This window comes from Romboutsia sp. 13368 (assembly GCF_018336475.1).
Taxonomy (GTDB): domain Bacteria; phylum Bacillota; class Clostridia; order Peptostreptococcales; family Peptostreptococcaceae; genus Romboutsia.
Genome location: NZ_CP048741.1, coordinates 1,676,901 through 1,678,035, shown reverse-complemented (window position 1 = coordinate 1,678,035; position 1,135 = coordinate 1,676,901). Strand labels below are relative to the sequence as shown.

The following is a 1,135-nucleotide window of genomic DNA, read 5'->3' as shown; positions in this document are numbered from 1 at the left end:
TAGATAGGTAATATATCTTAAAATGACTATTTATTATATAAGAATTAGTCAATATTTCTTAATAGAAGGTAGTAGAAATACTTTTAAACATGATATTATTGATCTATAAAAATAACTTTTTATTTTCTAGACATAGTTATATAACTATTGTAATATATAATATAGTGGTTAATTTGACACAAAATGGAGGAGATTATATATGTTTTTAGCACAAAATACAGATGCAGCTACTGATAAAGTTATAAAAAATATTGAAAATTTAGAGCATATAGATTTTAGTAAAATAAAAATGAGTGCACTATTAGAAAAATTAATAGAGTGGACAGCAACTACAGGATTTAAACTTATAATAGGGGCGTTAATAATATCTATTGGGTTTAAGTTAATTAATAAGTTTGTTGGTAGATTTATTTATGTTTTAGAGAAAAAAGATGTTGATATAACTCTTAGTAAATTCTTAAAATCACTTATAACTGTTGGACTTAAAATAATCCTTGTTTTACCTGTCTTAGGATACTGGGGAATAGAATTATCTGGTATTGCAGCATTAGTTGCATCAGCAGGGGTTGCTATAGGTTTAGCGCTTCAAGGAAGTTTATCTAACTTTGCGGGAGGATTTATAATATTATTTATAAGACCTTTTAAAGTAGGAGATTACATAGAAACAGCAACATATGGTGGGACTGTAGAACAGATAGGATTATTTTATACTCAATTAGTAACAATTGATAATAAACAAATTTTAATACCAAATGGAACTTTATCTAATGGAAGTTTAATAAACTATTCAGCAAAGCCAACTAGAAGGGTAGATTTAATTTTTAGTGTAGGATATGAAAATGATATAACTCATGTTAAAGAAGTCTTAAATAAAATAGTAGAGAGAAATAAATTAATATTAAAAGATCCAGCGCCATTTGTAGCAGTAAGTGCACATAGTGCAAGCTCAGTAGACTTTATAGTTAGAGCTTGGTGTAATACAGAAAATTATTGGAGTATATATTATGATTTATTAGAAGAAGTTAAAATAACATTTGATAAAGAAAACATAAGTATACCTTACCCACAAATGGATCTTCATTTAAAAGAAGCTCTTAAAAAATAGTTAAAAGGCTAGTACATATTTATAGGTACT

General features: G+C 26.3%; 1 protein-coding gene. It reads left to right on the top strand.

Translation table 11 applies throughout. The features are described 5' to 3' along the window. Positions 1-199: 199 nt before the first annotated feature. A complete protein-coding gene (locus G3997_RS06780; protein ID WP_330616116.1) occupies positions 200-1,105 on the top strand; it encodes a mechanosensitive ion channel family protein in 906 nt (301 codons plus the stop codon). Positions 1,106-1,135 lie beyond the last annotated feature (30 nt).

Coding starts and splice junctions, on each gene's coding strand:
- G3997_RS06780 (WP_330616116.1), top strand. CDS start 200: ATGTTTTTAGCACAAAATACAGATGCAGCTACTGATAAAGTTATAAAA.